Source organism: Bradyrhizobium sp. (assembly GCF_016462955.1).
Lineage (GTDB): Bacteria > Pseudomonadota > Alphaproteobacteria > Rhizobiales > Xanthobacteraceae > Bradyrhizobium.
The window spans coordinates 1-9,392 of sequence record NZ_JAEMSD010000161.1 but is presented as its reverse complement, the minus strand read 5'-3'; the positions used below and the strand labels follow the sequence as shown (position 1 = coordinate 9,392).

The following is a 9,392-nucleotide window of genomic DNA, read 5'->3' as shown; positions in this document are numbered from 1 at the left end:
AGGTAAGACCAGCGCCGGCCAGGCTCTCATCCCGGCGGATGGTGCAGAGCAGCATTGGATCTCGCGCCGGCTTGATCGGGATCAAGTTGCACCGCGCCCGATAGGGCATTTTGACCAAATGCCCCACACGGCCAAATGTGGGATAGCGCATAGACATTGGAGCTGGAAAAGCTCTAAGAAGATGCAGCCTCTCAGCCAGGTTCCGTTGCAGGTTTTGCCGATGGATTACGCCCAGTTCTTCAATTCCGCCCTCGATCGTCTCCATACCGAGCGGCGTTACCGCGTGTTTGCCGATCTTGAGCGGACCGCCGGCCGATTCCCGCACGCGGTCTGGCACTCGCCCAAGGGCAAGCGCGACGTCGTGATCTGGTGCTCCAACGACTATCTCGGCATGGGCCAGCACCCGAAAGTGGTCGGGGCCATGGTCGAGACCGCGACGCGCGTCGGCACCGGTGCCGGCGGCACCCGCAACATCGCCGGGACGCATCATCCGCTGGTCCAGCTCGAGGCCGAGCTCGCCGATCTCCACGGCAAGGATGCCGCGCTGCTGTTCACCTCGGGCTACGTCTCGAACCAGACCGGCATCCCGACCATCGCAAAGCTCATTCCGAACTGCCTGGTCCTGTCGGACGAGCTCAACCACAATTCGATGATCGAGGGCATCCGCCAATCGGGCTGTGAGCGGGTCGTGTTCCGCCACAACGATCTGGCGCATCTCGAGGAGTTGCTGCAGGCGGCCGGCCCGAACCGGCCGAAGCTGATCGTTTGCGAGAGCCTCTATTCCATGGACGGCGACGTCGCCCCGCTCGCCAGGATTTGCGATCTCGCCGAGAAGTACGGCGCCATGACCTATGTCGACGAGGTCCACGCCGTCGGCATGTACGGGCCGCGCGGCGGCGGCATCGCCGAGCGTGACGGCGTCATGCATCGCATCGACGTGCTCGAAGGCACCCTGGCGAAAGCGTTCGGCTGCCTCGGCGGCTACATCGCCGCCAACGGCCAGATCATCGACGCCGTGCGCTCCTACGCCCCGGGCTTCATCTTCACCACGGCGCTGCCGCCGGCGGTCTGCTCGGCCGCGACCGCCGCGATCAAGCACCTGAAAACCTCGAACTGGGAGCGCGAGCGCCACCAGGACCGCGCCGCCCGTGTCAAGGCGATCCTCAACGCCGCCGGCCTGCCTGTCATGTCGAGCGACACCCACATCGTGCCGCTGTTCGTCGGCGATCCCGAGAAGTGCAAGCAGGCCTCCGACCTCCTGCTCGAACAGCACGGTATCTATATCCAGCCGATCAACTATCCGACCGTCGCCAAGGGCACCGAGCGCCTGCGCATCACGCCCTCGCCCTATCACGATGACGGCTTGATCGATCAGCTCGCCGAAGCGCTGCTTCAAGTGTGGGACCACCTCGGCCTGCCAGTGCGCGCAAAGTCGCTCGCGGCGGAGTAGGTCTCCTTTCTAACCCTCCCCTGGAGGGGGAGGGTAAAGACGCATGTAGCGAAGCGGAATGCATCGCGGGGTGGGGTGACGGTCCCTCCGCGACGAACAGTGCCCGAGTGGAGAGATCACCCTACCCCGCTCACGCTTCGCGCGATCGACCCTTCCCCTCCAGGGAAGGGTAAGAGCCAGCCGCTCGTCTTGCAGCTTAACGACGCCCTCAGTTCCCGACCCGGCCAGGCATTTCACTGTCGCCTCGCCCCGTCCGACGCGCTAGGCTTGCCGGGAAAATGAGCTCGGGCGCGGGCAGCGTCCAGGGAGAAGCGCGCTCACCATGCTGCACGATTGGGGCGTGATCGCCGCCGCCTTCGGCTATATCGGCTTTCTGTTCCTGGTGGCGAGCCACGGCGACCGCCGGTCGGCGGCCGGGCTCGGCCGCGCATCCGCGCTGATCTACCCGCTGTCGCTGGCGATCTACTGCACCTCCTGGACCTTCTTCGGCTCGGTCGGTTTCGCCACCCGAACCTCGACCGACTTCCTCGCCATCTATCTCGGCCCGATCCTGATGATCGGATTAGGGGCCGGCGTGCTTCGCCGCGTGATCCAGCTGGCGAAGGCCCACTACATCACCTCGATCGCCGATTTCATCGGGGCGCGCTTCGGCAAGAGCCAGGCGGTCGCCGCGACCGTGGCGCTGATCGCCATCATCGGCTCGGTGCCCTACATCGCGCTCCAGCTCAAGGCGGTGGCCTCCTCGCTCGAAACGATCCTGACCGAAGACCAGGCCTTCGCCCACATCCCCCTCGTCGGCGACGTGGCACTGATGGTGACGCTGTCGATGGCCGCCTTCGCGGTGCTGTTCGGCACACGGCAGACCGACGCCACCGAGCACCAGCACGGACTGATGCTGGCGGTCGCGACCGAATCCATCATCAAGCTGGTCGCCTTCCTCGCCGCCGGCATCTTCGTCACCTTCTGGATGTTCTCGCCGCACGAACTGATCGAGCGCGCCATGAAGACGCCGGAGGCGGTGCGCGCGATCAACTATTCGCCGTCGATCGGCAATTTCCTCACCATGACGCTGCTGTCGCTGTGCGCGATCATGCTGCTGCCGCGCCAGTTCCACGTCAGCGTGGTGGAGAACTCCTCCGATGCCGAGGTCGGCCGCGCGCGCTGGCTGTTCCCGCTCTACCTCGTCGCCATCAATCTGTTCGTGATCCCGATCGCGCTTGCCGGCCTCGTCACCTTCCCGTTCGGCGCCGCAGATCCCGACATGTACGTGCTGGCCCTGCCGATGGAGGGCGGCGCGGACCTGCTCAGCGTCGTCGTCTTCGTCGGCGGCCTGTCGGCGGCAACCGCGATGGTGATCGTCGAATGCGTCGCGCTCTCCATCATGGTCTCGAACGACCTCGTGGTGCCCCTGGTGCTGCAACGCCGCCCGGAGGGGCGCGCCGGCGGTGCCGATTTCAGCAATTTCCTGCTGCGCTCGCGGCGGCTCGCGATCTTCGCCATCATGGTGATGGCTTACTTCTACTATCGCGCGCTCGGCAGTACCCAGCTCGCGGCCATCGGCCTGCTCTCCTTTGCCGCCATTGCACAGCTTGCACCGAGCTTCTTCGGCGGGCTTTTGTGGCGGCGCGCGACCGCACGCGGTGCCATCGGCGGCATGGCGGTTGGCTTCGCCGTGTGGCTCTATACGCTGTTCATACCGAGCTTCATGGATTCCTCGACCACGGGAATCCTGCTGCTCCAGCACGGCCCGTTCGGCATCGAGGCGCTGCGGCCGCAGGCGCTGTTCGGCGCCGACCTGCCGCCTTTGATGCACGGCGTGATCTGGTCGCTGTCGCTCAACATCCTGACCTATGTGCTGCTGTCGCTGGCGCGAAGGCCCTCGTCGATCGAGCTGCTGCAGGCCGACCTGTTCGTGCCCAACACGATCGCGCCGATCTCACCGAGCTTCCGCCGCTGGCGCACCAGCGTCACCGTGCAGGACATCCAGACCACGGTCGCCCAATATCTCGGACCCGACCGCGCCCGGCAATCCTTCGAGACCTTCTCGGCGCGGCGAAACGTGCGGCTGGAGCCCGGCGCGCCCGCCGATTTCGAGCTGTTGCAGCACGCCGAGCACCTGATTGCCTCCTCCATCGGCGCCGCCTCGTCGCGCCTCGTGATGTCGCTGCTGCTGCGCAAGCGCACCGTCTCCGCCAAGGCCGCGCTGAAGCTGCTCGACGACTCCCACGCAGCGCTGCATTTCAACCGCGAGATCCTCCAGACCGCGCTCAACCATGTGCGCCAGGGCATCGCCGTGTTCGATGCCGATCTGCAACTGATCTGCTCCAACCGGCAGTTCGGCGACCTGCTCAACGTTCCCCCGCATTTGATCCAGTTCGGCACGCCGCTTCGCGAGATCCTGGAATTCATCGGGGTGGGTGATCCGGACGATCGGACCGAGCGCGAGGCGGCGCTGGAGCGGCGCCTCACCGCCTACACCACAGACAGCGAGCCCTATCTCGAACGCCTGCCGGAACGGCACATGGTGATCGAGGTGCTCACCAACCACATGCCCGGCGGCGGCTTCGTCATCACCTTCACCGACGTCACGCCCAGCTTCGAAGCCGCGGAAGCGCTGGAGCGCGCCAATGCGACGCTAGAGAAGCGGGTGCGCGACCGCACGGAAGAGCTGACACGGCTGAACTCCGAGCTGGCGCTGGCCAAGAGCGCGGCGGAGGACGCCAGCATCTCCAAGACGCGCTTCCTCGCCGCGGCCAGCCACGACATCCTGCAGCCGCTGAACGCGGCGCGGCTCTATGTCACCAGCCTGGTCGAGCGCCAGCACAACGGCGAAGAGACGCGGCTGGTCGAGAACATCGACGAATCCCTGCAGGCGATCGAGGAGATCCTCGGCGCGCTGCTCGACATCTCCAGGCTCGACGCCGGCGCGATGACGACCTCGATCTCGAGCTTCAAGATGGCCGACCTGATGCGCTCGCTGGAGATCGAGTTCGCGCCGATCGCGCGCGCCAAGGGGCTGGAGCTGACCTTCGTGCCCTGCTCGCTGCCGGTCGAGTCGGACCGGCTCTTGCTCCGGCGCCTGCTCCAGAACCTGATCTCGAATGCGATCAAATACACCCCGCGCGGGCGCGTGCTGGTCGGCTGCCGCCGCCAGGGTGCCTCGCTCAAGATCTGCGTCTACGACACCGGCGTCGGCATTCCCGCGGTCAAGCGCGGCGAGATCTTCAAGGAATTCCATCGCCTCGAGCAGGGCGCGCGGATCGCGCGCGGACTGGGGCTCGGCCTGTCGATCGTCGAGCGGCTCGCGCGCGTTCTCAAGCACGGCATCGCCATCGACGGCAATCGGAGCGGCGGCTCGGTATTCTCCGTGACGGTGCCGACGGCAAAGGCGGTCACCCACACCGCGGCCGTGACCAGCGCGACGCCGCTGGCGCGCACGCCGATTTCGGGCGCGCTGATCGTCTGCATCGAGAACGATGCGGCAATCCTCGACGGCATGCGCACGCTGCTCAGGGCATGGGATGCCGAGGTGATCGCGGTCGCCGATCCCGAAGGCGCGATCGCGGCGATCGAAACCGCCGGGCGCTGCGTCACCGGCCTCCTGGTCGACTATCACCTCGATCGCGGCAACGGCATCGCCGCCATCCGCGAGATCCGCCGCCGCTTCGGCGATACCATCCCCGCGATCCTGATCACCGCCGATCGCAGCCCGGCCGTGCAGGTCGCCGCGCGCGACGAGAAGATAGCGGTGCTGAACAAGCCGGTGAAGCCGGCTTCGCTCCGCGCCCTGCTCGGCCAGTGGCGCACGCAGCAGATGGTGGCAGCGGAGTGAGACGCGTGCGTCAGTAGTCGGTCGATACGCTGAGCGCGCGCCACCTCTCCAATTCCTCGAGACGAAGCCTGTCCGCCGCCGCGATGGCGTTGACGGCATCGCTGCCGAGCGCGATGCGCAGAGGCGGATGATCCATGTTCGCGAGCTGCAATACGACGTCGGCCGCCTTGGCGGGATCACCGGGCTGACGGCCATCGTAGTCGCGCTGCATCCTGACCGCGGCACCGACCACCGCGTCGTACTCCGGACGTCCTTCGTCGGTCTCATGCGAGGTCTGGGCAAAGCCGGTCCGGAAGCCGCCGGGCTCGACGATGGTCACATGCACGCCGATCAGCGCCATCTCGCGCGCCAGCGATTCCGAAAAGCCTTCGATACCCCATTTCGCCGCCGAATAGGGCGCGCGGGCCGGCGCGCCGATGCGGCCGCCGACCGACGAGACCTGCATGATGTGCCCGCGGCGCTGCTTGCGCAGCACCGGGATCGCCGCCTTGGTGACGATGATGGTGCCGATCAGATTGGCCTCGATCTGCTGCCGGAACGAGGCGAGGCTGGTGTCCTCGACCGAACCGAGATCGCCATAGCCGGCATTGTTCACGACGACGTCGAGACCGCCGAAGGCTTCCACCGCGAGGTCGATCGCCGCTTGCGCTGCCGCTTCGTCAGTCACGTCAAGCGTTGCCAGCCGCAGTCTTTCCCCGAAACGTTCGCGCAGCGGTTCGAGCGGGTCGAGCCTGCGAGCCGTGGCCACGACCCGGTTGCCCGCAACGAGTGCGGCTTCCGTGATGGCGCGCCCCAACCCGCGCGAACTGCCGCTGATGAACCAGGTCTTCATACCAGTCTCCGAAAGGACTTAAGGCGCGAGCCGCGTGAACACGTAATCGTGGCTCTTGGCACGGGCTTCGTGACAGCCCCAGCAGGTGCGGTGCTGGGCCTCGTCAACCGGCTTGCCGTTGATGAAGCGGCCAAAGCCCCAGCCTCCAGTGGAGGCATATTTCTTGGAATCCTTGACCATCACCTGGACTGTCGTAGCAGCACCGGGGATCGTCGCGGATGCAAATTCAGGTGATTGCTTCCGCTTCCAAGCGCGCTTGACCAACACGGTCCCGTCCGGGAACGGAAGCTTGCCGGCCTGGTAGGCATCGATGGCAGTCTGGTTGCCGACGACAGCGCGCAGTTCGTCGAGCGGCGCAGCCTCCTCGGCCGGCGCGATCAGCTCCCACTGCTTGTAGCCGGCGGGGATTGTGACGCCGAAGATCGGCGAGGCGTTGGCGGCCGTGCTTTCAGCCGGCGTCTGCGCCGAGACGATCGTGGCGAGATACGGCACGCAAGTCAGCAGAATGACGACGAGAACCACGGCAAGAACGATCACCGTGGACAGTGCGAAGGTTTTCTTTTCGGGCTCGGGCGGGGTCATGATCTCTTAACAGGCTCGGAGCGACGGATATCCTCCGGTCCAGCCGGGCTGGACCGGAGGCAGACAACATCCTCAGGCGCCGCTGTTGGCGTCGATGACGGCCTCGGCAAAGGCTTGCGGTGCTTCCTGCGGCAGATTATGGCCAATGCCGCCCGTGATCAGGCGAAACTCGTAACGGCCCGAGAACTTCCTGGCATAGGCGCTCGGGTCGGGATGCGGTGCGCCGTTGGCGTCGCCCTCCATCGTGATCGTCGGCACCTCAATCTGCGGAGCTGCGGCCAGCTTCTTTTCGAGATGCTCGTACTTCGCCTCGCCCTGGGCGAGCCCGAGCCGCCAGCGGTAATTGTGGATCGTGATCGCGACATGATCCTTGTTGTCGAGCGCCGCCGCGCTGCGATTGAAGGTGGCGTCGTCGAATTTCCATTGCGGCGAGGCGAGCTTCCAGATCAGCTTGGCGAAATCGTGCGTGTACTTCTCGTATCCGGCGCGGCCGCGCTCGGTGGCGAAGTAGAACTGGTACCACCATTGCAGCTCCGCCTGCGGCGGCAACGGCGAACTGCCGGCAGCCTGGCTGGAGATCAGATAGCCGGAGACCGACACCAGTGCGCGGCAGCGGTCGGGCCACAGCGCGGCGATGACGTCCGCGGTGCGCGCGCCCCAGTCGAACCCGGCGACGACGGCTTTCTTGATATCGAGCTTGTCCATCAGCGCGATGATGTCGACGGCCATCGCCGCAGGCTCGCCGTTGCGCGGCGTCTCACTGGAGAGGAAGTGCGTCGTGCCGTAGCCGCGCAAATAAGGGACGATCACGCGATAGCCGGCCTTCGCCAGGATCGGCGCGACATCGACGAAGGCGTGAATGTCGTAGGGCCAGCCGTGCAACAGGATCGCGACGGGACCGTTCGAGGGCCCCACCTCCGCATAGCCGACGTTGAGAACGCCGGCGTCGATCTGCTTGATCGCCCCGAAGGACGCATTCGATGCGGAGGATCGTAGCGGTTCCGTCTCGGCGCGTGCGAGATCGATCACGCCGAGACCGACGGCGACGGCTCCTGTGGCGACGCCGAGAAACTGGCGGCGGTGTTGATCGATGATCTGCTTCATGGCGTTGCTACCTCGTGGTGGTTGATGATGCTGCGTCAGACCAGCGCGACCTTGACGTCGATGTTGCCGCGGACGGCCTTGGAGTAGGGGCAGGATTGATGCGCTTCATCGACGATGCCCTGTGCGGTCTCGCGATCGAGACCCGGCAGGCTGACATTGAGGCGCGCCCGGAGGGCATAAGTGCCTTCATCGAGAAGAAGATCGATTTCCGCATCGATCGCACTTTTCCTAGGAAGCACGATTTTCAGTTTGCGGGCCGCCATTTCCATCGCGCCTTCGAAGCAGGCCGACCAGCCGGCAGCGAACAATTGCTCGGGATTGGTGCCGATGCCTGCGCCACCTGGCGGCGACAGCTTGACGTCGAGGCGACCGTCGGAACTGCGCGACATGCCGTCGTGCCGCCCGCCGCTGGTGTGCGTCCTGGCCGTGTAGAGCAGTTTTGCCGCTTGCGTCATGAAGGTCTCCTTGCCGTCGCACAACTGACTATCAGCGGTGCGCCCGGGAGACGCGTTTGGATTTGTGAGAAGTTGTGAGGTTTGTTCCGAGGCCTGCAAGCGCGGTCTGATGCCGATGCAAAGCCGGACTTGCTGGATCGCTGTATGCTGGCTATCGGTTCCCCAATGAGCAAGAGTTCGCGATGACTACGCCGACGGGGCCGAGACTCTCGTTCGGACCATTCACTGTGGCGCCACATGAGAGGCTGGTGACGCGCGACGGCGTCGCGGTGCCGCTGGGCGCGAAGGCCTACGACGCGCTGATCGCGCTGATGTCGCGGCCGAACGAGGTCGTCAGCAAATGGGATCTGATGGCGCTGGTGTGGCCCGGCCTCACCGTCGAAGAGGCCAATCTGCGCTTTCACATCGCGGCCCTTCGCAAGGCGCTCGGCGACGGCAAGGACGGCGCGCGATACATCACCACGCTCTCAGGCCGCGGCTACTGCTTCGTGGCGCCGATCTCGCAAGCGGAGCTTCCGGCACTACGGCGGACCGCACCGCGGATGGAATTGCCTCCGGTCAAGCTGCCGAACCGGCTGCAACGGATGGTCGGACGCGACGAGGAGATGGCCGCCATCTCCGACAAGCTCCTCAACTCGCGCTTCGTCACGATCGCCGGACCAGGCGGCGTCGGCAAGACCGCCGTCGCGGTGGCGATCTCCCACGAGCTGCTCGAGACATTCTCCGATGCCGCGCACTTCGTGGACCTTGCCGCACTCAGCGATCCCGATCTCGTGATCACCTCGATCCTGCTGATGCTTGGCTTGCCGGCCCAGACCGACGATCCCCTGCCCGCGCTGCTCGCGCATGTCAGGGACAAGCGGATGCTGCTGATCCTCGACAATTGCGAGCATGTCATAGTCGCGGCGGCGCCGCTGGCCTCGGAGATCTTCCACGCTGCGCCGGATGTCCATATCCTCGCCACCAGCCGCGAAGCCCTGCGCGTGGAGGGCGAGCAGGTCTATCGACTGGCACCGCTCGCGGTTCCGCCCGACGGCTCCGGTCTGACGGTCGCCGCGGCACAGACCTACCCCGCTCTTCAGCTCTTCCTCGAACGTGCCACGGCCGGCGGCGCGCAGATCGCGCTCGACGATGCCA

Annotated in this window: 8 protein-coding genes; 3 read left to right on the top strand and 5 right to left on the bottom strand. The window is 65.8% G+C overall.

The genetic code is table 11. From position 1 onward, the window contains the following. On the bottom strand, positions 1 to 265 hold a 265-nt coding region (locus JHD07_RS17815; protein ID WP_291624473.1), incomplete at its 3' end, for a hypothetical protein. On the opposite strand from JHD07_RS17815, the gene hemA reads away from it, so the two are divergent. Both hemA and JHD07_RS17805 read left to right on the top strand, forming a co-directional pair. Beyond that, a complete protein-coding gene (gene hemA, locus JHD07_RS17810) occupies positions 221 to 1,450 on the top strand; it encodes a 5-aminolevulinate synthase (RefSeq protein WP_291624468.1) in 1,230 nt (409 codons plus the stop codon). The two genes, JHD07_RS17815 and hemA, sit on opposite strands and share 45 nt — an antisense overlap. Positions 1,451 to 1,772: 322 nt before the next feature. Beyond that, positions 1,773 to 5,282, top strand: coding sequence for a PAS domain-containing hybrid sensor histidine kinase/response regulator (locus JHD07_RS17805; RefSeq protein ID WP_291624467.1), 3,510 nt, complete (start codon positions 1,773 to 1,775; stop codon positions 5,280 to 5,282). A 10-nt stretch (positions 5,283 to 5,292) separates the two neighbouring features. On the opposite strand, the gene JHD07_RS17800 is transcribed toward JHD07_RS17805, so the two are convergent. The 4 genes from JHD07_RS17800 to JHD07_RS17785 form a co-directional block, all read right to left on the bottom strand. Then, positions 5,293 to 6,114: an SDR family NAD(P)-dependent oxidoreductase gene (locus JHD07_RS17800; RefSeq protein WP_291624466.1), complete on the bottom strand. Its 822-nt coding sequence runs from the start codon at positions 6,112 to 6,114 to the stop codon at positions 5,293 to 5,295. An 18-nt stretch (positions 6,115 to 6,132) separates the two neighbouring features. Beyond that, complete coding sequence (locus JHD07_RS17795; RefSeq protein ID WP_291624465.1) at positions 6,133 to 6,696, bottom strand: cytochrome P460 family protein; 564 nt, start codon at positions 6,694 to 6,696, stop codon at positions 6,133 to 6,135. Positions 6,697 to 6,768: 72 nt separating this feature from the next. Next, positions 6,769 to 7,800 (bottom strand): alpha/beta hydrolase, encoded by a 1,032-nt coding sequence (locus tag JHD07_RS17790; RefSeq protein WP_291624464.1) that lies wholly within the window; start codon positions 7,798 to 7,800, stop codon positions 6,769 to 6,771. A gap of 35 nt (positions 7,801 to 7,835) precedes the next feature. Next, on the bottom strand, positions 7,836 to 8,255 hold the full coding sequence (locus tag JHD07_RS17785) for an organic hydroperoxide resistance protein (protein ID WP_028178145.1): 420 nt from the start codon (positions 8,253 to 8,255) through the stop codon (positions 7,836 to 7,838). Positions 8,256 to 8,437: 182 nt separating this feature from the next. Here JHD07_RS17785 and JHD07_RS17780 point away from each other — a divergent pair. Beyond that, positions 8,438 to 9,392, top strand: a 955-nt coding sequence (locus JHD07_RS17780) for a winged helix-turn-helix domain-containing protein (RefSeq protein ID WP_366864723.1), incomplete at its 3' end; no start/stop codon positions are given.